Origin of the sequence: Sporosarcina sp. P16b, from assembly GCF_002743065.1 — a bacterium.
Classification (GTDB): domain Bacteria; phylum Bacillota; class Bacilli; order Bacillales_A; family Planococcaceae; genus Sporosarcina.
In genome coordinates this window covers 1-23,206 of record NZ_PDYO01000020.1, presented here as the reverse complement: position 1 = coordinate 23,206, position 23,206 = coordinate 1, and the positions used below count along the sequence as shown (strand labels likewise).

General features: G+C 42.3%; 14 protein-coding genes. 2 read left to right on the top strand and 12 right to left on the bottom strand.

The window, feature by feature from the left end; translation table 11 throughout:
• Positions 1-52: 52 nt before the first annotated feature.
• The 3 genes from CSV77_RS15080 to CSV77_RS15070 form a co-directional block, all read right to left on the bottom strand.
• On the bottom strand, positions 53-703 hold the full coding sequence (locus CSV77_RS15080; protein WP_099674049.1) for an Ig-like domain-containing domain: 651 nt from the start codon (positions 701-703) through the stop codon (positions 53-55).
• Between the two features lie 219 nt (positions 704-922).
• Positions 923-1,696: a hypothetical protein gene (locus tag CSV77_RS15075; protein ID WP_099674048.1), complete on the bottom strand. Its 774-nt coding sequence runs from the start codon at positions 1,694-1,696 to the stop codon at positions 923-925.
• A 223-nt stretch (positions 1,697-1,919) separates the two neighbouring features.
• Positions 1,920-2,288, bottom strand: coding sequence for a hypothetical protein (locus CSV77_RS15070; protein WP_099674047.1), 369 nt, complete (start codon positions 2,286-2,288; stop codon positions 1,920-1,922).
• A 344-nt stretch (positions 2,289-2,632) separates the two neighbouring features.
• On the opposite strand from CSV77_RS15070, the gene CSV77_RS15065 reads away from it, so the two are divergent.
• Together CSV77_RS15065 and CSV77_RS17165 are read left to right on the top strand one after the other, a co-directional pair.
• A complete protein-coding gene (locus CSV77_RS15065) occupies positions 2,633-4,405 on the top strand; it encodes a VCBS domain-containing protein (protein WP_099674046.1) in 1,773 nt (590 codons plus the stop codon).
• Positions 4,406-5,096: 691 nt separating this feature from the next.
• Complete coding sequence (locus CSV77_RS17165; RefSeq protein WP_255407109.1) at positions 5,097-5,396, top strand: integrase core domain-containing protein; 300 nt, start codon at positions 5,097-5,099, stop codon at positions 5,394-5,396.
• Positions 5,397-5,720: 324 nt separating this feature from the next.
• Here the strand turns inward: CSV77_RS17165 and CSV77_RS15055 are convergent, their stop codons facing one another.
• The 9 genes from CSV77_RS15055 to CSV77_RS15000 form a co-directional block, all read right to left on the bottom strand.
• Positions 5,721-7,991 (bottom strand): Ig-like domain-containing domain, encoded by a 2,271-nt coding sequence (locus CSV77_RS15055; protein ID WP_099674045.1) that lies wholly within the window; start codon positions 7,989-7,991, stop codon positions 5,721-5,723.
• 97 nt (positions 7,992-8,088) lie between these two features.
• A complete protein-coding gene (locus tag CSV77_RS15050) occupies positions 8,089-11,367 on the bottom strand; it encodes an S-layer homology domain-containing protein (RefSeq protein WP_099674044.1) in 3,279 nt (1,092 codons plus the stop codon).
• Positions 11,368-12,300: 933 nt separating this feature from the next.
• Positions 12,301-13,011, bottom strand: coding sequence for a WecB/TagA/CpsF family glycosyltransferase (locus tag CSV77_RS15045; protein WP_099674043.1), 711 nt, complete (start codon positions 13,009-13,011; stop codon positions 12,301-12,303).
• The gene (locus tag CSV77_RS15040) at positions 13,008-14,300 is read right to left on the bottom strand and encodes a nucleotide sugar dehydrogenase (protein ID WP_099674042.1); all 1,293 of its coding nucleotides are present in this window, start codon (positions 14,298-14,300) and stop codon (positions 13,008-13,010) included. The genes CSV77_RS15045 and CSV77_RS15040 overlap by 4 nt, the downstream gene beginning before the upstream one ends.
• An 817-nt stretch (positions 14,301-15,117) precedes the next feature.
• A complete protein-coding gene (locus CSV77_RS15030; protein ID WP_099674040.1) occupies positions 15,118-16,305 on the bottom strand; it encodes a S41 family peptidase in 1,188 nt (395 codons plus the stop codon).
• An 89-nt stretch (positions 16,306-16,394) separates the two neighbouring features.
• A complete protein-coding gene (locus CSV77_RS15025; RefSeq protein WP_099674039.1) occupies positions 16,395-17,660 on the bottom strand; it encodes a CAP and S-layer homology domain-containing protein in 1,266 nt (421 codons plus the stop codon).
• A gap of 862 nt (positions 17,661-18,522) precedes the next feature.
• On the bottom strand, positions 18,523-19,410 hold the full coding sequence (locus CSV77_RS15010) for a nuclease-related domain-containing protein (RefSeq protein ID WP_255407108.1): 888 nt from the start codon (positions 19,408-19,410) through the stop codon (positions 18,523-18,525).
• A gap of 682 nt (positions 19,411-20,092) precedes the next feature.
• Positions 20,093-21,931, bottom strand: a complete 1,839-nt coding sequence (locus tag CSV77_RS15005; RefSeq protein ID WP_099674035.1) for an efflux RND transporter periplasmic adaptor subunit — start codon at positions 21,929-21,931, stop codon at positions 20,093-20,095.
• Positions 21,932-21,935: 4 nt separating this feature from the next.
• On the bottom strand, positions 21,936-22,658 hold the full coding sequence (locus CSV77_RS15000; RefSeq protein ID WP_099674034.1) for a hypothetical protein: 723 nt from the start codon (positions 22,656-22,658) through the stop codon (positions 21,936-21,938).
• Between the last annotated feature and the right edge of the window lie 548 nt (positions 22,659-23,206).

Below are 23,206 nucleotides of genomic sequence, written 5' to 3'. Positions count from 1 at the left end.
AATCTACCTCCATTATAATTAGTTTGTTTCAGAACTAGTTTAGCATAATTCACTATCTTGTGAATCGTATAACTTTTTTTGATGCACTAGTAATAGTAAACTCGTTAGTTGAAATTATATTTATTCGGCCTGTTCGTTGGTTTTCCAACAACCGCATGGTCATCTGATCGCCCAAAATAGAATAGACTCCTTCTTCAACCTCTCCATCTAAAATTACTCGGCTTGTGTAATCCTTATTAAATATCGCCAAGAAATTTATACCTATGTAATCACCTTTCCACGTACCAAGGATCATATCTTGTATATCTATACTTTCTATAGTGAAATCCATCTCTACACCATCAGTTAAACTTTTATCATTTTTCGATTTAATATGATCCGTAACATGAAGAGTGTAAGTTTGACCTTCTTTATAACCGTTTAGTGGTGCGGATAGTAGTAATTCTTTTGAATTGCCAAGAGCGAGACTAGGTGTTGCCGCTTGTTTATTACCTCTCTCATCTACTACATATACAGAATTACTGGTTACTGTTTGTTCATCTACAGGAAGGCTAAAAGTAACTTTCCACTCCTTATTTGACGGTACAGGGTTTTCTTTCGGCGTCCACTGTATAGCAGCGGAACTGATTATAGGCAGTGCCGTAGTTAGCATGATTATTGAAATAATTGAAACAAATAACTTACTTATTAACTTCATCTTCATCTTCTACCTTTCTAGTTGCGAATGTTAGAAAAAGTACTACCAAAAGAGTTATGCGACAACTTTCTGGTATAACAAGAAAACTGCGAGTTAGCTCCAAACCCTCTGGAATTGACTCGCAGTTTCTTTTGTATACTGTGATTAAATTTTTCTTATCAAAACATTAAAGAATGCCAATACTTTGCATTAAACACATTCTAAATGTTCGTCAGATTAACCTATTTACTCAGCAGGTATCAAAATTGTTAATGTGCCAGTTACTTTTACAGTAGAAGAAGTATCTACTAATGTCGTTTCAATCGCCAATGATTCGGATCCGTTAGCAATTTTTTGTAAGAATGAAATTGTTAATGGTGTATTCGGATTCAAGCCCGGAATTAAATCATTAGCTGAAAGTGTATTTACACCCTTCACTAATTCTACTTTTTTACTAGCTCCTGCATATTTCAAAGTTAGCGTAGAATCAGTAGATGCTGTAACAGTAGCAACAGTTGCTGTAGCGTCTGGGTTCAATTTAGATAGATCTAGTGTAGCACTCGCTCCTTGAACAGAAGTGAAGTTAATTAGATCGGCTCCTACTTTGATTGTAGCTTCTTTAATAGCAAGTGGCGTTCCACCACCCCCACCTGGAGGAGTGGGCTCTTCCGGTTTCACTTCTACACCATCAGGAGTGAATACAACATCATGTTCTTTTTCTACTTCTTCCACTGTTTGTATTGCATCGTTTAGTTCTGAATCTGTTTTAGATGTTAAGAGAGCTGTAGCTTTTATTGCATTACCCTCCTCATCTATAAAGTAAAAGTTAGGATTTGTTATAATAGCTAATTTTTCTTCATTACTTGCAAAAAGGATACTGTCAGCTGATAACACTTCACCGGTTTCAATATTATAAAATCCTACTGGCAATTGATCTTGGGTTGCTGCCATACTTGCAACGGGTGTTAAGGCAGATATAGAGAGTGCTGTCATCATAGAAATTTTCATGCTTTTCTTCATCTTGTAACCTCCCATATTCTAATTAAATAGTTAGCATAGAAATAAGACATATTTATCTTCAATCTATCTATCTAACAATCTATTAATTACATTATACATAATAAGTACTATAATTTCACCATTTATCAAGAACATCGAACCATTGATTTTAAAAATAGTTAACCATCGCATGGATGATCAACTATTTTGATACGTATTTATCTCAAGATGGTTAAAGTAACCCTTAATCAATTGATAATACTGAAAATGTCGATGACCCTTGAACTTTTCCTTTAGCATCAATCACAACATTAAATTGTTCTTCTAGTTTTGATTGAGTCGTCATCTTGCTTGTGACTTCTTTATCCGTAGGCAATAAAATATCCGAGGCCTTTATTGCGGATCCTTCTAAAATTAAATAATAATTCCCAGTCAACAAAGCAACTTTTTGTTGTAAATTACTATATAGGAAATTATTTACGGGAACGTAGGGCTTTCCTTCCTCCAGCAAGTAAAAGCCATCAGGTGCTGGCGTTGTAGCAGCATGCGTTGTAGTTGCCAATGGTTGTGCAATAACAAAAGTCAAGGCAATTAATAAAACTATTTTCTTCAATGGATGTTCCTCCTATGTATACATATACAGTCTATTATACCTGTAATACACGAACAGTTACAATAGTTTACCAGTTTCACTTGCAGTTATTTTGAATACTTTAAAAATAATCTTCGTTTACTTCCTTACATCTCTAGTTCTTGATGTAGTTTTTCCAATGTTGTGGATATTTGTGAGTGTTCACTCAAATACAAGTCTAAAAGGCTATTAACTCAATATATTTTTATAGGTAATATTTCTCTTATTATATACTATACCAAATAAGGTAGATATACGTAGATTAATAGTTTATTATGACAATAAGACGGATAATTTGATTATTAAAATAACAGGAGGCATGTCACATGAAGAAAAAAGCTTTATTTACTACTGCGTCAATATTTGCTCTATCTGCCATTACTCCCGCAGTTAGCGCAGCTGTGGAAGACACGATGAAATACGAGGATGCGCAAGTAGGATTTTATAATGTGAAAACTGGGAAAGTCTTGTCGTCGGACTCCTTTGTCTACTTGTCAACTTCTGAAAAAGTTCAAATCTTAACCAATCAATTCTTTTACTTCGCTGACGGTCAAGGTGGAGCAATCCAAGCAGTACATCTTTTGGAAGCTGAAACTGATGAAATTATGATCAGTAAGATCGTAGAGCAGATGACAGTTGAAAATGAATTTAACGTGAGGTTAACTGCAGATGGCAGAGTTATTTTCCTTTCCAAGGAGGATGTTTTAAACTCTTTGCAAGAAGCAATTGACAAAGCAAAAGAACAACTTGAACAACTTACAGATGAACAGAAAAAAGCTGTAGAAGCGGCTATTAAAGAAGCAGAAGCACTATTAAAAGATGTGAATGCGAGCATTGATGATTTAAATAAAGCACTGAAAAAATTAGAAGATGCGATCAAGGGAGCAAATACAGTTGATCCTTCAGTAAAAGCTGCTCAGGATGCTGTCAAACTTGCACAGCAAACACTGAAAAAAGAAGATATTGAAAAAGCCAAGCAGCTTGTCAGCAACTTGAAAGACGGAGCTATTAAGGATGAATTACAGAACATACTAAACGGACTATCTAGCCCAACCATTGATTTATCCGATTTGGATGATTTAATTAAAGAAGCGCGGAACATAATTTCTAACGCTGCACACCTGTACACTCCAGAATCTTTAAAGTCTCTTGAACTCGCAATTCAAAAAGCTAATATTGTTCGCCAACAATACGATGGGAAAGATCTAACAACAGAAGCACAACAAGTCATTACACGTGAAACGAACGATTTGCGAATTGTTATAGATCAACTGGTGAAGGCAGAAGAGCTGACGTTCACTCCAACAGAGGAGACAAAGAAGAACGCTCCACTATTCCTTGACCCAGTAGTCACCAAACTAGATGATCAGCAAAAAAATTCAGGTGGTGTTTTAGGACTTGATATTGGAGTGCTAGAACTTGGCTTACTCTCCGCATCCCAAATCAGCCAAATTAGTGAAAATAATCGGTTTCATATAGATGTAAAAAAAGGCACGACATTAGATGCCACCTCTTCTGTTGCTATACACACAGTACTTGGCGGACACGCGTTCCAAGTTTTTGTTTTGAAGCAAAATGAGGAAGGCGATTACATCAATGTCGACACATATAAAGGCTCTAGTGGTGGAGCTTTAGGAATTACAGTCTCTACCAAAATTGATATGAATACTTTAGAGGAAGGATCATACGAAATTATCCTTTCTGTTAAAGAAGGTCTCTCTGTAGTACAAGTAATCCCTTTCAAATTAATTAATTTAGTTGAAAAAGATTTTAATCAAGTGGCTACAGAAGATTCACGCGTCTCTGGAAATGTACTTCTCGGACAAAATCTAGGACAAGATGATAATCTAATTGTTACTGATATCCGAGAGAAAAGTGCAGGAACAAGTCAAAGTATTGGTATTAACGGTACAGAAATTCAAGGAAAATACGGCCAATTACAAATCAACAAAAATGGTACTTATAACTACATGCCGAAATCAGATCGCGCTATTGTTGGCAAAGTGGAGCTGTTTGAATTCACAATGAAAGATACAGCGGATAATAGAACAGCTAAGGGTACACTTGAGATACAGTTAGGTGAAGTAGCGGGGAAATAATTTCGAAATCTACGAATTAGTTAGAAATCGACCTATTTCTGAGTTTGATTGAGTGGATTTTTTTAATTAAAATTTCTATTTAGTATTTTATATGAAAAAGACTGCCAGTGATGGCGGTCTTTTTCAATATTGAGTCGTATTATATTGGAAAATTTTAACAAAAAGATATATGTCGTTTGTTTATTTTAACTTTGGCGAATGATAATGTGCTTTTTGTATACGAAGTCGTTTAAGCAGTGATACTAGTAATCCACGCTTCGCATGCCGCTCATGTCATGAGTCTAAAGAGAACTTTCTTGCGTATCCCCCCTTGTTTTCGGAATATGTTTCGTCCCTACATTCTTTCTTGTTTATTGCAAAATAAATGTTTGAATATAAAATAGTATAATTGTATGGAGAATCGCTCCCTATTTACTACATAATTACCATGAAGAAGCTTTCTCGGTATTAAAAAGACTATGCAGATATTTTCTTCGCAGGATCTTGTTTCGCGCTTCATGTCCTGGTGATCCTGCATCATAAAACGCGTAAAATTATTCATTTCGGTGTCACGAAGCATGAAACAGCAGAATGGATCATTCAGCAATTCCGGAATGCAACGCCTTATGGTAAGGTCCCTAAATACCTGATTCACGACAATGATCCCATTTTCTGTTCCAAAGCGTTTCAAGCCTTCTTATAGTCATCAGACATTACGGCAAAGAAAACAGTCTACCGATCACCCTGGCAAAACGCATATGCCGAAAGAGTAATTGGCACGATTAAAAGGGAGTTGATAGACCAAGTAATCCCGCTGAATGAGCGACATCTACGCAGTCTGCTTACAGAATACATCAAAAACTATTATAATACGGACCGGACACATCAAGGGATAGACGGCAAGACACCCATGCCTTCACCAATTTACCTTCTTACTTCTGTGGAAGATACCGTATTGGAAGCTACCCCGATATTAAAGGGTCTCTACCACACTTATAAGAAGGCGGCTTAAACGAACCAATTGAATATTTTTTAAAAGCCTTGTGGTAAGGCTTCTTTGGCATGTCAAAATTTTACTTCAACTATTTTTTCGACCTCTCTTTTGCTTGAATTGTATGGATATATTCATTAAATCAAGCTAAATAGAAAAAGCCACCCGGAGCAATCATTTCGATTTCTGTCCGGATGGACTTTTTGAAGGCGACAGGAGTAGATACAGAGAAAAGGAAAAGAGCCTGCTGACCGATTTCTCGATCAGAAGACTCTTTTCTTTGTATATCATACAATTATAAGAATAGTGTATGAGTTGTGCGGTGCACAGGCACCTGAACCCCAATTAGCGAGTAGCTGTTACAGTATTCTTAGTAGATATTGTATTACCAGCAGCATCTGCACCAGTCGTAGTTCCTGCAGCTTTTACAGTTACAGTACCAGTAGCAAGACTAACATCTGCTGATTTAATAACCAATTGATTATCTTTTGTACCGTTTGCTTTTGTAAGTCCAGTAGCAACAGTTGCACCATCTACAGCAATGATAAAGTCAGCAACAACAGGCTGTGTACCAGTACCTGTACTTGTACCATTAATACTTTCACTAAAAGTAAGTACTAAGTTACCAGTAGTATTAATGACTGCAGATTGAATTTCAGGTTTTTTAGTATCAGTTAAAGATACAGTAGTATTTACAGTGTCAATAGTTGCTGAAGAGCCTTCTGCTTGCACACCAGAAATAGTAAGAATTTGTGTAGCTGTAGTATCAATTGAACCTTCAGGCAATTGAATAGAAACTATTTGGTTAGCTGCATCGATTGTTAAAGTCGATCCAGTTGGCAAGGCAGCTCCATTTAATTTGTAGTTAGATGCATCAGTTGCTGAACCAGCAACATTACCACCTTTAACTGTTGTAGTACCATATGTTACAGTTATTAAGTTTGTTGCGTTTGCAGATGCTGAAGTTAATGTTGGCTTCACAATAGCTGAACCAGTGATTGCAACTTTAGTTGAGAATGCCTCAGATGTATTAGATACGAATGCTTGGTCTGTCACTGCACCAGCAGCCACACGTAAAGTGTAATTTCCCTTTGGAAGAGCAAGCGTTGCATTATCAATAACTACTGTTTTTGCTCCGGCTGAAACAGCTTCAACTGATCCGGGTGGAACTGCAACAGTTTTTCCAGTTGCATCATTTACAATCGAAAGTGCTGGTTCGAAGGTGCCCGTTGCACCTGCAGCAGCTGCTGCAAGAGTTTCATCAAATGTTAATGTAATCTTACCAGTATTTGCATTAAACTCAGATTTAACCAACTTAGGAGCAGCTGTATCTTTAGTCAAAGTTATTTGAGTTGATTTAGCCTGTCCTTGGTTCAATGCAACATCTTTGAAGCCATTCAAATTAACAGTAAGCTTTTCAGTAGTTGCACTACCAGTGTATACAGATGGTAATACTACTTTGAAAGTGATTCCATCTTCAGTAGTCACTACTGGACCTACAACTGAAGAACCGTCAGCTTTATTAACTGTTAATCCTAATTCAGCTGCTGTTGGTGCTCCAGCAGTATAAGCTAATTTTTCAGAGAATGTAACATTGAACGTTTTTTCATCTACAGCAGTTACTGAAGATACTGTAGGTGCAACTGTATCAGTAATTACAGAGTACTGTACTGAACCTGAATATAGGTTCATTGCATTTCCAGCCAAATCTTCTGCACCCGCTACCACAACTGTGTATGTTTTGCCAGCCTCTAATGCTTTAGCACCAGTAAATTGTGCTTTAGGTACTGTAACGGTGTTAGTGCTTGCAGTCGGAGTAATAGAATGTGATTGACCGTTAATTACTACAGTTGTCGCAGTAGCTTTGAGTTTCTCAGAGAAAGTAACAACCACATCACCATTTACTGATGCTAATGAAGAAACTGTCGGTTTTACTTTATCACTAAATTGGAAAGTAGTCGTAGAAGCTTGCTTCAAGCCTTCTCCTTTTTCATTTAGCACGCCAGTACCAACAGTTACGTCATATCCAGTGTCATTAGCTAGAACTGTTGCACCATCAAGTGTTAAAGTTGCAGACATACCATCAGCGGCTAATTTCGAAGCCACTGTAAGTGCTGCAGCATCTCCAGCTTTTTTCACTTGAATAGTACCATTGTTAGCTGCTGCAAATTCCGCAGTTGCTTTAGTAACTTTTTGATTAAATGTTACTTTAATTTCTTTAGCGTTAATCGCACTTACCGATTGAACCTTCAGTTCCGCAGACTGTCCAGGAACAACTGTACCTTCAGGCGTCAAAGTTACGTTCTTATCAGCTTCAAGCTCAGTTTCAGGGAATAGTGCAGCAACTAGTGCAGCATCAGTTTTAGAATCGATAATTTTTGTTGCTTGAACAACTTTACCTTCTCCATCTGCGTAATAAACATTAGAGTTTTTTAGTAAATTTACTTTTTCAGTGTTCGATAGTAAGACAAATGCATCCGCTGTTACTACGTTGCCGTTGTCTACGTTGTAAAATCCAGGTGCTGCATGGTTTGTTTCTGCACCGATCGCCATTGCTGGTGTTAGAGCAGATACTGCCAATGCTGCGACTAGAGAAACTTTAGTTGCTTTTTTCATTAATATACCTCCAAATTTTGTATTACTAAATTTTTAAACTACAAACCTATTGTCAGACAATAGGTTTGTAGTTCATACTATACTTTTTTCTAATTGATTAGTTATTTACACGTGTGATTTTTGTAGAAGCAATTGTGCGCTCTACTCCAGCAACAGTGTACGTAGCAGAAACGTTTTTGTATACGCCAACTTCAAGAAGATCGTTATAAGCGAACTTACCGTTTGCATCTACAGTAACAGTTTCAGAAATTTTTGATTCGTCAACGTTTGGTGTAGCAGGATTGTCTTTACCATCAGTGAAGTTAAGTACTACTGTAGATACTTTACCAATATCTTCAGTTGCAACTGTTCCTTCAATGTTGAATGTTCCTAGACCAAGACCAGTAGCAATTGAGTTACCAGTTAGTTCAGTCTTAGTGAACTTGAATCCTTGTGGTTGTGCAGCTTCTAGTTCAGCAATTTTAGCTTCAGCAGCTTCTAGAGCGTTTACTGTAGCAGGAGTTACTAGACCTTTTTGAGCTGTAGTCAACGCAGCGTATGCAGCACGTGCAGCTTCTACGTTAGCTTTGTCAGCAAGTTTTAGGTCAGCAACAGCTGGAAGTGCAACAACTTTTGCTGTTACAGCATCAGCAGCAGCTTTATCAGCAGCGTTTGTTGTAGCTGTATCAGTAGGGCCTGCTTTAGTAGTATCTTGCTCGATGATATAGAAAGAAGTTGTGCTTCCTTTTACTTCACGAGTGATAGTAACTTTACCTTTTTTCAACTCTTTAATGAAGTCATCAGCAGTTGCGATTGGCGTGTTACCAAGACCTTTGTATTCGTAAGTTACATCTTTTTCGCCAGCATATTTAATTGCATCTTTACCGCTGAAAGTAAGTTCTTTCTTGTCGGAGTTGAAAGATACTACTTCTCCAGTGTATAGATCAGAAACTGCACTTGTAGCTGTGAATGAAGCAGTAGCTTCTTTCGCAGTGAATGCATAGTCCTTGCCATCTGTATCAACAGCAACGCCAGTAGCAACTACGCGTACTGAAGTGTTTTTGTCCATAGTTGGAGTTACTTTAAGTTCTGTATTGCCTGTTTCTTTAGTAACTGTATAGCTACGGTTAGGAGAAACGATTTGGCCTTCAACAGTTACATCGTTAGCGCCTGTATTGAATACAGTGTAAGATGCTTTTTTGATTGAAGTGTTAGCAACCTTTTTGTTTGATTGGTTAACTAGTTCTGCTTTAAACGTTGCAGTTTCGCTACCTTTGAATTCTTTTGTTTCTTTACCAGCAGCGTTGTAAACTTTTAATGCAGCTCCGTCTAGGTAAGCAGCTTGGAAGTAAGAAATTTGACCAGTTGCATATGGCTCGCCTTGATCAAAGTTACCTTCTACAGCGTTTGGAGTGTTTACATCGATCCAAGCGATAGGTGTTGCATAGTCATTCACTTTATCAGAACCGATAACGAATGTTGCTTGACCTTTGCTGTCTGTTTTCACAGAAATTTGCTTAGCTTTGTTTCCAGTGAAGTACTGTTGAGTGTCGTCGTTATTTACTTCGATGAATTTAGCTTCAGTGTTAGTAGAGATCACACGGTCTAAGTCTTCATTGAATGCAACGTTAACGATTTCATTCACTGCAATGTTGCCGTCTTTGTTTTTAACAGTCAATGTGTATTTACGGCCGTTAGTTCCACCAGTTGCTGCAACTTCACCGTTTTCACGAACCATTTCAAGAGTATATTCTGCTTGGTTAGCTGAGAATGTTACTTTTGAAGCTGTTGCTTGAAGATCAGATGCATCATATTTGTAGTCATTAGCAGTTGCAGTGTTGTTTGCAACAAATACTACTGGAGTTACGGATGTGTTTTTACCAGAAACTGTGAAAGTAGCTTCACCTTTTGAGTCAGTAGTGATTTGTGCAGCTCTTGTAACTGTTCCATTTGACAATTGAGCAACTTCAACGCCGTTAATTGTAGCGTCTTTCAATTGATCAGGTGTTACTTCAATGTTCTCTTTGAAAGAAACGTTCAACGTTTGGTTAGCTACTGGCTTACCAGTTGTAGCATCTTTAGAAACTACTTTGTAAGTTTTGTTAGCACCATTGCTGATTGTATTTCCAGCAGTTACATCTTCAACTGCAAGGATTGTGTCAACGCCCCAGAATACATAACCGATGCTGCGTACTGTTGGCGCACCTGTTGGGTAAGCTGTTACTTGATCTTGTCCTGCAGAGTATTGAGTGTAAGAGAATGTTGCGATTCCATCTTCGTTAGTCAATGCTTCGAAGACTTGGTCTTTGTTAGTTGTGCCGATAGTGTTAGCTTTCACGTTGAAAGTTACAGGGATACCAGCTTTTTTCACGCCAGTGTCAGCAGAAAGGATAACCTGTTGTCCAGTTTTACCTTGTACTGATTGGTTAGTGATTTTGATTGTAGTTGGAACAACAGCTTCGATACCAGTGAATGATCCGATTGCTTTGTCGTTCAACTTAACTGTGTACTTTTCTCCACCCTTTTGAGTAGCAGTTGTCAATACAACAGTTTTGTCGTCAGTTTGTTTTACAGCAGCGTTAGCTACAGTCAAACCATCGATTGTGAAGTTTAGTGAGTTGATGTTTTCAACTTTATCCTTCATTGTTACTTCTACTGTAGTAGCGTTGATGCCTTTAACAGTAGCAACTCCAGGAGCTACAACTCCGCCGCCAATTCCATCAAAGTCTACTAGAGTAGTCTTGTAAAGGAATGAAGCGAATTGTCCACGAGTTGTTGTTGATTTAGGGTTGAATTCTGGTGCAGCTGGGTTTGTGATGTCGAAGAAGTCTAGAACGTCGATAGCCGGACGAGCTTCAGCTTTCGCTTTACCTAGATCTGTAACGTCTTTCTTGAAATCTTGGTCTTTCACGTAAGAAGTTAGGTCAACGTCGTGTACGCGGTCGAATGCACGAACAAGAACGATTGCCATGTTTTCACGAGTGATGTCGCCTGCTGGATCTAGTGAACCGTCTGGTTTACCAACGAATACTCCGTTGTCATAAACTAGTGCAGACATTTTTAGAAGCTCATCGTTAGATGTAGTCTTCAAGTCTGAGAAACGTGGTTTAGTTTTGTAGTCTGTAGGTACTTTATATCCTTCAGATACCAACCATTTACCCATCAATTTTACTACGTCAGAACGAGTAAGTGTTTTGTTAGGTTTGAATGTTCCGTCTTCATATCCTGAAATTACACCTGCATTAGAAAGAGCGTCGATTGCCTCTTTGTGTGAGTTGTTGTCTTTTACATCCGTGAAAGTTGCAGCCATTGCTACTGGTGCTACTGCTGATGCTACTAGTGCAGCTGAAGCAGCCCCTACTACAAACTTACGGTATTTCGTTGGTTGGTTAGCCATTAAATAATTTCCTCCTCGAATATCTCTTGTTTTTGCCAGTAACTACCTATGTATGAAAGTAGTAGGCATTACACTTTAAAGTATAGATAAGAAAGTGCTAAAAGTCAATTGAATATTGGTAATATACTAGTCTAATAGCACAGTGCGACAAAATATTTATGTCCCATCTACTATTGTATCGAAAGATTAATAAAATACAAGTATTTTCCAAAGCGTTTTAAAAAGAGAGTATCTTGGGCATGCAAGGGATTTTTGCCAAACAAAAAGGCTTGAACAGATGGGAACTGTTCAAGCCTTTTTGTTTGCGGTCAACCAACCGTAACGCTTTGCACGTACTGTGCTATATGCTAAAGAGAAAATTACCCTTACAACTTCGTATTCTACCACCTAATTCACTAGATTACAAGATAGTAACTTACTAGTAGAAAATTTCCTTATTAACTTATGTTAGTAGGTTAAAGTTATTAATAGATTTACTTTGGAATAGTAGAGAGATAGGTTTGAGGTTTAGGATGGAAGCTCCAGCTGGGGAAACGCACTAACTGGTGCTTCTAACCTACGTTAAAAGTGGAAGTACTTGTATTACTTACTGGAGATAGTGTGTTATTTATTATTATCTTTATGCTTAGTTAAGTTCAAGTTCAAGTTCAAATTCTAGTACAATACTAATCCTAAATTCAATGAATATCGATAGGTATCACCCGCTCACCCCGTAAGGGATTGGAGCGAGAGCCGTTGCGAAGGACGGATTTTGCGAGCATAAGCAAAGCGTTGGGAGCACATCTTTGCACTAGGGGCGACTCCCAGAGGATCAGCCCGATCAGGTGAGACAACTAAAGGAACGCAGTGACTAGTTGGCTCACCGCGGGCCCTTCAGAAAGCGTCGCCTCCGAAGCGCAAATCCCCAACCCCTAGCCCCGTTCCAGATTTACCTTACTTCTTCCGATACACCTCTACCAAAAACTTCGGCAAGTTCATTTGTCGTTTAATCCGGCTCGGTTCAAGCATTAATCGATACAACCATTCCGCCCCTGCCTTTTGGAATACTGCCGGTGCGCGTTTGATATTGCCCGCCAGTACGTCGAATGATCCGCCAACTCCTTGGAACAACATCGGATGTAGCTGGTCGCGGTGTTGTTCAATCCACTGTTCTTGCTTCGGTGAACCCATCGCCACAAATAATATATCTGGTTTTGCTTGATTAATCGTGTCGAGCACGACTTTTACATCTTGTTCATAGCCGTGCTGGACGCCAGCGATTTGAATGTTCGGATGCATGACTTGCAATCTCGCTGCCGCTTCTTGCGCCACGCCAGGTTTCGCGCCATAGAGGAAAATGCGTTTTCCACGTGCGGCGGCTTCCTGTACGACGCGGTCCATCATGTCGATTCCTGTAACACGGGAACGGATCTGACCTTTTTTCAGCTTGGATGCAAGTATGACACCGATGCCATCCGGGATTTGGAATTCTGCTCGGTTCAGCAATGCCTTCAGTTCTGGATCTTCTTTTGCTTTCATGAGCTTTTCCGGATTGATCGCGACGATGAGTGATTTCTTTCCTTCTTCGATATTCTCAAAGACTTTTGGAATGAGTTCATCATAGTTTTCGGTGTTGACAGAGACGCCTAGTATTTCTTCTTTCATTTATACAGCTGCCCCTCTTTTTTGCCATCTCCTAATTTGAAGAAGCGATATTCCGCTTGTTCCCACGCATCTGCTGGGAGAGCGTTTTTCGTATCCAAGATGATTGGTCTTGGCTGTTTTGTCTGCAAGTCTGCAGGATTCAGTTGTTTGAATTGGTCATGGTCAGTAGTTAATAGAAGAAGATCCGCTGTGCCGATTGCTTCTTCAAGTGTGGCAACTTGCGTCGAATGCTGTAATTCTTTGATATGCGGATCGAATGATACGACTTCTAGACCCAAATCTTGTAGTGAATCAATCACTTTCGTTGACGGACTTTCACGCATGTCGTCGACGTTCCCTTTGAATGCAAGACCAAGAACCGCCACTTTACCGTTTTCGATATTATACTCTTGAAGCAGACGCTGTGCGCGTTTCGCTGTATACATCGGCATGCCATCGTTAGTTAGACGTGCTTTTTTGATAATGTCTGCTTTTTCAGGTGCCAATTCCACTAAGAACCATGGATCGACTGCGATACAGTGACCACCGACGCCTGGACCTGGTGTATGGATATTGACACGTGGATGGAAGTTTGCAAACTTGATTGCTTCCCAAATGTCCACGTCGATTCCTTCTGCAATCTTTGCCAGTTCATTGGCAAATGCAATGTTGACATCGCGGTACGTGTTTTCCATGACTTTAACGAGTTCTGCTGTTGTAGCGTCCGTTAAGTGGATCGTTCCTTTAACGAACACTTCGTAAAGCTCTTTTGTCATCTCTGCTGATTTCGCATTGACACCGCCAACGATGCGGTCGTTGTGTACTAGTTCTTCGAAAATTTTACCTGGAATTACACGTTCAGGTGAATGAGAGACGAATAGTTCTTCTCCGATAATGAGATCTGTTTTACGTAATTCAGGCAACATGACGTTTTCAACCGTCTTTGGTGGGACTGTTGATTCCAAGATCACAAGTGCGCCTTTTTTGACGAACGGCACGATCGATGCAGTCGCCGCACGGATGAATTCTAAGTTCGCTGTGTTGTCCGGATTGATGGGTGACGGGACTGCGATGATGTAGACATCCGCTTCTACTGGTGTAGTAGATGCTTGGAAGTGTCCTTCGTCTACCGCTTTCTCCAAACGTTCTTGCAAACCGTTTTCTTCTATATGTAGTTGTTTATTATTAATGAGTTGAACGACGTGTTCGTTACGGTCGACACCGTGTACTTGCAAGCCGCTGTTTGCAAACATAACGGCAGTTGGAAGACCGATATAACCTAGGCCTACTACGCATAATTTCTTTTCCATAGTGTATGATACCTTCGCTTTCTTGTTATAGGTTGTGGTTCGTAAAAGTCTGGCAAGACATTGGGTTGGGTATTGGATCTGCACTACAGGCGGACGCTATCCTGCGGGCATGGCTTGAGCCTCCTCGTCCGCTACGCTACCTGCGGGGTCTCAAGGCTCATGCTTATCCCGCGGGAGTCGCCGCCTTTCGTTCCGATCCTACCTAGAATGTGGTGGCACAAAGCAACCACTTTTATCATTGTGTTGAGATCTTCCGTTCAAGACCGTAGAACCATAGATCCCCCCCACATTTAAGTTCAAAGAGAAGGGATGAATTTCTTCATCCCTGGACTTTAATAGATACATCTTAAAAATGATAGAGTACTCTAGGGTTCAGGCACTTCCAAATAAAATCCAGAAGACTACACAGTGGATCGTAAGCGGAAGGCGGTGACTCCCGATGGATCAGCTCGATCAGGTGAGACAACCAAAGAGAGCAAAGCGAACTGGTTGGCTCACCGCGAGCCCATGGGAAAGCATCCGCCTGCAGCGTCGATCCACGTTGCCTTCCCCCTCACTCCATCTACTAGAAGTACAACAGGTTTTATCTATTCCTCATCAAGCACCTGAAGAATACGTAATGGATTGTAAACAGAAGCCAGCGAGTGACAACTAAGAGAACGCAGTGAACAGTTGGCTCACCACGGGCCCATGAGAAAGCGTCCGCCTGCAGCGTCGATCAACGTTGCCTTCCCCCTCACCCCATCTACTAAGAGTACCTAAGGTTTAATTCTATTCCATCTATACAGTATACCAACTTCTCTTCCTCATCACCAATTTATTTAGCTAGAGCCTCCGCTCGTGCTTGCACAGTAAAAGGCGTATACGTCCCTTTCACCACACTCAACCCATTAGCCCCCGCTATCCCCGGATGAACAATGAGCATATACTCTGCTCCAAGCGCCATAGGTTTCGCCGGCTGAATCGTCATCGTTTTATCATTACTAGCCTTTTTAGCCGTTTGTATAGAGACGCTTCCAAACTTCACAAGTTCCATCTTGTTGAAATCTTTCGCTGGACCAAAGTTCATTTTCTGCGTGAACTCGACGTTGAATACTTTTGACTGCGCTACGCCGGTTGGTCCTTTGATGAACTGATAGCCCCGCGCGACCAAGTCAGAAGTGACAAGGCGTTTGTGCATACCTGCGTGCTCCGTGCCTGGTTTCATTTTAATATTCGGCTCGACGCCTTTGTGTTGTACGGGCGTTCCTTTAGGTCCTGTATAGTGACCTGTCGTTAGTTTCAGTGCGCCGCCGTTTTCTAATTCAAATAACGACTGGACACTACCTTTTCCTTTTGTCGTCTCCCCTACTATGTTCGCCGCGCTTTGATCTTTTAGGCTGACTGCCACAATTTCAGAAGCGGAAGCTGAATAGCGGTTGACGAGTACGTACGTGTCTACCGGGAATTGATTTTTCGCTGGGACGACTTTCCCTGCCTGCGTCCCCATGCGCGTTTGCAGTTTATACGCTTCTTTTACTCTCGGGAAAAAGCCTAGTAATTGTTCGGCGCTGTCTACGTAGCCACCACCGTTAAAACGTAAATCAAGAATCAATCTCTTCGCTCCCGCCGCTTTCAAACGTGACCAATGAGCATTGACGTCTTCTTGTAAATGCGCAGAGAATGCCTTGATTTTCAAATATCCGACGTTTCCGTACATCATATTCGAACTCACATTGTCCGGATTGTGCGGCGCCGCAAGAGTAGCGACTTGTGCCGGTGCTTCAGCGCTTGCGTATTGATTGAGATAGTCATTATATTCAGCGGGCGTCATGTACACCGAGTATTCATCTAGCTGGCGTACGACTTCTGTAACGTTTCTCGCGTTATGAAGATTCGTAGGCTTCTCGCCATAATAGTACAAATCGACAATTTCTTTCACTTCGTCAAGAGTCGCGGCTTCGGTGGCGGGTGTTAAGCAGAGCCAGGCGAAAACAGCTACTACTGCAATAAGGGTTTGTTTCATTGCGCTTCCTCCTTTATTCGGTGGGGTTGGTAAAAGTATGTATCTTTCAACTATACCCTATACACCAGCGATTAAGCGGCTACCTATAGTTATTTTTTCGAATATAGTGTAACCCAATAGATTTTACCATTTGAATCGGGTGCCGTGCCTGCTCCCATATGCGTAAATATTGGGCTTAATAGATTTTCCTTATGCGCAGGAGACGCTAACCAGGCGTTTGTAATTTCAAGCGCATCATGAAAACCAGCCCCAATGTTTTCACCATATGCCGTCCATTTATAATCAAATTTCTCAAGCATCTCTACAGCCGTGCCATATGTCGGCGTGATATGCGATAATTCTCCAAGCTTCGCCAAGTCTTCCGCTCTCGCGCTCGCAATGCGGTTAAGGGCAGGATCCGCTCGTAGATTGCCAATTTTGGCATTTTGTCGTTTAATGTTGATGTTGATAATAGCCTGCGCAGCTAATGAAGGCTTTTCGGGTTCAGGCTTTGGCGGTACAGGTGTCGGCTTCGGTGGCTCCGGTTTTGGTGCTAGTGGTACCGGTGCTGGTTTTGGCGGAACAGGTTTTGGTGGTGCCGGTGCCGGTTTCGGTGGTACTGGTTTGGGCTTTTCAGGTGCTGGCTTTTGATTATTGGGGTTCGGCTTAATCAAGTTTTGATCTCGATCGACATAGCCTTTCTTTTGATTATCATACGTAATCAATCCATTTTTGCGATTTTCATCGAATTGCATCGTGCGGTATAGGAATGCCGCCATTTGGCCACGTGTGACAGGTTCATTCGGATTAAATTTGCCACCTGGACGCGTCGTGGTGATATTGAGTTCGGCAATCGTAATAATGTATGCATATGCCCCACTGCTCTTCTGGACATCATCAAAAATAATGAAATCATTGTCGTCTGTGACAATATGGTAGCCAAGAACTAATAGTTTCGCCATCTGTCCGCGAGTCAGTGGTTTATTCGGATTGAATGTATCCGCATTCTTGAACAGCCCCCGCTGTGTCAACGCGCGAATATGATCATACGATCCGTTATCCTTCGCTACATCCTTAAAATCCATTTTATACGCATGGCTCGGTTTCGCCCCAATAGAAACCGCGATCATCTTCGCCGCCTGCGCCCGAGTGACCGGTTTATTCAAGCGATACGTATTGTCTGCATAGCCTTTGATAATTCCATTGGCCGCCATATACATGACCGCATCGTAAGCATAATGTTTCTCCGGTACATCCTTAAACGCCACCGGTTTCGCCGCTTCCACCGGCAAAGATGCAGATACTCCCACCGCAGACACCGCCACAGTCATCGCAATAGTACTTAAGAATATTTTTTTGTCGTGAGATAGATTCATATAAACGTCCCCCTTTTGTTAGAGTATACGGGATTTGACATGTGTTTTGGTAGAGGTATTGTTGAAATTTGTTGGATGATTTTGTTTTTTGGGGGTTGGGGGTGGATTATTGGGTGGGTCGGCAGTGGGTATGAGCGGATATTGGTCTGCATAGAGCGGAGTACCGGCTTGAATGAGCAGTTATTGGGACTGATAGAGCGCTGGACGAAGTTGATAGAGCGGTTGGGCACGGGGATTGAGCGAATTGCGAGAAACATTGAGCGCGCGGAATTGTTGGATGGCCGGGATCCCCTTATGAACGGTTAGGCCGTGGGTATGAGCGGATATTGGCCTACATAGAGCGGAGCACTGGCTTGATTGAGCGGTTATTGGGACTGATAGAGCGCTGGACGAGATTGATAGAGCGGTTGGGCACGGGGATTGAGCGAATTGCGAGAAACATTGAGCGCGCGGATGTTTTGGTTAGCGAGGATCCCCTTATGAGCGGTCACGCCATGGATGAGAGCGGATATTGGCCTACATAGAGCGGAGCACTGGCTTGATTGAGCAGTTACTGGGACAGATAGAGCGCTGGACGAGGTTGATAGAGCGGTTGGGCAAGGGGATTGAGCGAATTGCAAGAAACATTGAGCGCGCGGATGTTTTGGTTAGCGAGTATCCCCTTATGAGCGGTCACGCCGTGGGTGAGAGCGGATATTGGTCTACATAGAGCGGAGCACTGGCTTGATTGAGCGGGTATTGGGGCAGATTGAGCGCTGAACGAGTGTGATAGAGCCGTTGGGCGTGGCGATTGAGCGGATGCGTTATTAAATTTCATTAAGAAACCAGCGCACGGAAAGCTTGTGCGCTGGTTTGATTGCTTTTACAAATATAGATTTTCTCTGTTTAGAAGTCTCGGAGAGAGTTGGTAGATGGCGTTGCGCTTTTTGCCGGACATTTCGGTGAAGGGGTTGGCTAGCATTCGTTTCGCTATGTGGCGGGAGTGGATATTGGTGAAGTGACGGAATTGCTGATTGGTGAGTTGCGCGCCGCCGATGCAGTACCATTCCGCCAGCGTGGCATGATGGGCATGGCGATCGATATGGGCGCACGCTCGACAGTGCCAACTTCGAGTCCGCCACAGCATCGTTAATTGTTCGCAATTCGGGCACGCGACACCGGTTGCCAAATCTTTTATGGAAAGTGCGTATTTTTCGATCAGCGGAAATGGATCATAGTGGCGATGTGTGTTTAGGAGTTCATTCGCCAATCTCTTGATCTGATTTGCGTTCAGAATTTCACTCTTCATTTCTAAATTTCTTAGGCGGTTGGGAATTTCATACGAAAATACGAGCCGATGGGAGGATGTGTTTTCGATGGTGAGTTCGTTTTGGTAGGCGAAGACGATGTAGTCGACGAGGGGGATGTCGATGTTACGCGCTCGCAGCCAGCTGGTGAAGTAGTGTTTTTTGCGTTCCATTTCTTCGATTGGACTTCTCAGCACGGTGCGTTCCCCATTGACTGATTCGCGAATGAATTGGGTCGGATTTTGCTTGATGTGTAGTTTGCCTGCGATGTTTTTAATTTCGAACAGGACAATGGCGCTCGGGGTAATTAAAATAGAGTCAATTTGGAAATAGGCATGTTCATGTTTCAGGAAAACGTCGTGGAGGATTGCGTGCGGATACGGCGGGATGAAGTCACGTAATTGGTAGTCGAATTCCCTCTCCCCTCCGAAGCCCGCTTTGCCGTTGTAAAAGTCATTGCGGATTTTTTCGTATTTGTCGTGATTAACTGGTAAACGCTTTAGAAGCGCCTGTTGGCCGATGATCAGTTTGGGGATCGTGCGAGTTTTATAGAGTATGTTGTTTCACCTCCTATATGGATTGTTGGTGCGTCTATTCATTGTAACAAGAGTATTATGAATTGGGAAGTATTGGGATAAAATCGATTTTAAGCGTTTTTTTGGGGGTGAAATTGAATTTTGAGTGGATTTGTTGGGAGGAATTCAATTTTGTCGGGTTGAAGAGTGATATATGCTGTGATTTTGTTTAAAAATATGTCTTTAGTCATGTGGATGTTGCGGGTTATGAGCGGATCGCTGGTCGGATAAAGCGCTTGTCGGCCGCGATAGAGCGGATAGTTGGCCGGATAGAGCGCTTGAGCGTGGACATTGAGCGGTTAGCCAAGCCAATAGAGCGCTTAAACAGAAAGTGTGAGCGGCACGGCTTCGCCTTGCCCTATTTCATGATGTAATACTCCAATGAGCGGTTGATTGGCTTGATAGAGCGCTTGTCGGCCGCGATAGAGCGAATAGATGGCCGGATAGAGCGCTTGAGCATGAACATTGAGCGGTTAGCAACACAGGTAGAGCGGATAACAAGCTTTATAGAGCGCCCCACCAAAAACATCACTACAAAAACGAAAAAAACTGCCCAATTACGGGCAGTTTTTTATTGTTTAATCAAATATCGTACATAGTTTTGCCAAGGTGTTGTTTTCCATTGTTCCCATTCCGGTAAATAAAGTGGAAGTGGGTGGAAGACGGCTTGGTGCTCGAGGCTGCTGTCTAAATCATCGTTGTGTAGCGCGATCACTCCTGGTTCGACGCCCGTTGTGAGGACTGTTCGATCGAGTGAAGTGAATGGCGCTTCGACCGTGTTTTGGACTGCTCGTCCATTGTTGTCTAGCGTCCAAACTTTTGCACTGTTTTGGTATTTATCCGTCAGCCAGTTCGTTTTGACGCTGACCACTTGGTTGGCTTCATTCATTTGAATGAATGTGTTAACGTTCGTGCCGAATGGCAAGTCCATTTGCTCATCGTACGGTGCAACGCGTACTTCGTAATAGGCTAGTGGATTGTCTTTTTGTGTGTTGCCAAGTGCTTTATACGCTTTCAGCCATTCGTCGTCTTTCGCAGGCACTTTGGATACCGATACGACGACTCCGTTAATTGTGGAGATGTCATTTGGATAGTCCGGTGCGATGCGTTCTTGTATTTCAGCGAGCTTCTTTTCTTTATTCGTTAATTCAGGCTTACCTTCAGGTGAATCATTTACTTGTGGATTAGAAATCGTTCCGTCTGGATTTGTTGTCGTACCATCTGGATTCGGTGTAGCTTCAGGTGTTGCATCGGGATTTGTCGTGCTATCCGTATTCGGAGTGCCTGTAGTTGGCGGTGTCTCCGTGTTCGGTTTGTTTTCCGTACCTGAATGGTTATTGTTCGAACTGTCGATGCTCTTGTCCGGCGAAGATACCGGTGGCTCTGGCTTGTCGAGCGAACCGTCCGGGTTACCGGAAGTGCCGTCGAAGTTTTCTTCAGGAGCGTTCGAATTCACTGCTGGTGGTTCTGCATCCGTCCCGTCTATTTCCGTTTTCGGATCGTCGTAAGGTACGGTACTTGGTGGCACACCGTCAGCAGATAGAGACGCGACTGATTTACCATTTTCACTGCCAATTCCGTCTTCCGTAGATTCGGGTTCTTCCGGTTGTTGATTTGGATCGACTTTCGGTGTGAACGGTGTGTGAATCGAGTCATGCTGGATAGTTACCGGCGCGCCCGTTTCCACGTGTGGCCATTCATTGTCGAGTATATAAGTGACAATCGTTTGGTCGGTGCTATAAATATCGATCGACGGGGACTCGCTATCGCGTTTGATCGCTACGACATAGCCGCTTACTGGACTCGTCAAAGCAGATTCATTCGGCAATTCCGCGAGCTGTGATTCAACTATTTCCGTTTTCCGTTGCACTTCTGCGAGATCCCGTTCCGCTTCCGCAATCGCTTGCGCAAACGCTCCGTCTTCTCTCACTTCGATGCCCACATTCAAATTGACACGCACTTTTTTCTCGTCGTTCGTATCATAATAATCACTGTTGTTTTTCGAACCGCCTGCTGAGGACTGTTCATATTCCAGATTACTAATCGTTTGTGAAATCGAAGACGACTGATTTTGCAACGCGGTTAGTTCGGATTCTAATCCATTGCGTTCGGAATCGATGTGATCCACTTTCAATGAAGCAAGCTCCGTTCCAAAGTCCACTGTCTCCCCTTCTTGAACGAGCCATGATTCAATAGTCTGGCCGTCTTTTAGGTAGATCGTATGCAAATCTTTCGGTGATATGAATCCTTCTTTATCAAGCTCTTTCTTGTAATCATCCGCAGACAACCGTTCGTACTCACTGACGTACTGTGCTTTCGGGATGACACTTTTTTCAGCAAACACCAAAAATGTGTTTAAAGCTAGGAATGCTGTAACGAGGACCGTCACGATGATGTTTTGTGCTTTCATCTTATTATAGTCCCCCAATCATTAACAAGTTCAACATTTTTTCGATGGGAGCAAAGCCGACTGCCGCAGTGATCAATGCAAAGACCACTTGCAATGCGATCAACATCCACAATGCATGCTTGCGGATACCTTTATGCTCTATAACTTCTCCACCGACAAGTGACGTTTCCACTTTCGAGAAGCTGATGAAGCGATACTGAACCGCCACGATCAATGCAGAGAAAATCGTCAATTGATTGACGAAAAGAATGATATACCAATTATCCAAGAACGTTACCGCGAGGGGTCCGAATGAAAGAATCGAAACCGCTGCTGTTTTTCCAGCCACCGCGAAGATCAGGAAATTGATGAGTTTTTCGATTAGTAATAATCCCGTGACCACTAGCTGTAACTTCAGCAATGGCTTAAATGGAATTTTCGTCAGCATGCTTAAGATCCATGCGACGCCCCAGAAATGAAACGACATGTAGATGATGGCCCAGAGTATGGCGCCGACTAATGCGGTGATGCGGCCGATGGTGAATTCATCGAGCGAACCGTTCGCCAAGAGATACGTCATCGTCCCGGTGTTCATGCCCCACATATCGCGGAGGACGAACAGGATGATGCCCAAAATGAATACGCTAAACACACGGCGTTTGAATCCAGTCACAGTTCCTTGCCCAATATCAACGGCAAGTCGGTCAGGATAAACTAGTGAACGCCAGTAACCGTAAGTAGAATACATATGTACTTCTCCTTTGCCTCCAACTTATTCGACTGATTATATCAGTTTCTATCTCTCTTACTTTATCAAAAAATGACGAATTTGCAACGAATGTCTTGTATTGTTGCAGAATTTGGTAGTCTCGTCGAATAAAGCGAAGATGATAATGGAGAATGAAGATGGGTAGCGCATGGGATTTCCGCTCCAGATGGGGGACGCTTTCTGGAGGGCGCGGCCCAAGCCTCCTCGTTCGCTACGCTTCCTGCGGGGTCTTGAACTCGCGCTGATCCTCCCAGAGTCGCCCCCATCTTCCGCTTCAATCCTACTTTTTATAGTGGATGGACGTAGAAGACTCACTGGAAATAGTGTGTGAACTAGTGTTGCCTGTGAACATAGTTCAAGTTCTAGTTCTAGTTCTAGTTCAATTCAAATTCAATTAAAAATCTAACTTCAACGACTGCAATAACTATTACCCACACATTGCAAGGGATTTGCGCGTAGGAGGGGCGACTCCCTCTTGGAAATACGATAGTGACAAGGTTTATCGCGTTCTAAGTATGACCAAAAAT

Coding starts and splice junctions, on each gene's coding strand:
- CSV77_RS15080 (WP_099674049.1), bottom strand. CDS start 703: ATGAAGATGAAGTTAATAAGTAAGTTATTTGTTTCAATTATTTCAATA.
- CSV77_RS15075 (WP_099674048.1), bottom strand. CDS start 1,696: ATGAAGAAAAGCATGAAAATTTCTATGATGACAGCACTCTCTATATCT.
- CSV77_RS15065 (WP_099674046.1), top strand. CDS start 2,633: ATGAAGAAAAAAGCTTTATTTACTACTGCGTCAATATTTGCTCTATCT.
- CSV77_RS15055 (WP_099674045.1), bottom strand. CDS start 7,991: ATGAAAAAAGCAACTAAAGTTTCTCTAGTCGCAGCATTGGCAGTATCT.
- CSV77_RS15050 (WP_099674044.1), bottom strand. CDS start 11,367: ATGGCTAACCAACCAACGAAATACCGTAAGTTTGTAGTAGGGGCTGCT.
- CSV77_RS15045 (WP_099674043.1), bottom strand. CDS start 13,011: ATGAAAGAAGAAATACTAGGCGTCTCTGTCAACACCGAAAACTATGAT.
- CSV77_RS15040 (WP_099674042.1), bottom strand. CDS start 14,300: ATGGAAAAGAAATTATGCGTAGTAGGCCTAGGTTATATCGGTCTTCCA.
- CSV77_RS15030 (WP_099674040.1), bottom strand. CDS start 16,305: ATGAAACAAACCCTTATTGCAGTAGTAGCTGTTTTCGCCTGGCTCTGC.
- CSV77_RS15025 (WP_099674039.1), bottom strand. CDS start 17,660: ATGAATCTATCTCACGACAAAAAAATATTCTTAAGTACTATTGCGATG.
- CSV77_RS15005 (WP_099674035.1), bottom strand. CDS start 21,931: ATGAAAGCACAAAACATCATCGTGACGGTCCTCGTTACAGCATTCCTA.
- CSV77_RS15000 (WP_099674034.1), bottom strand. CDS start 22,658: ATGTATTCTACTTACGGTTACTGGCGTTCACTAGTTTATCCTGACCGA.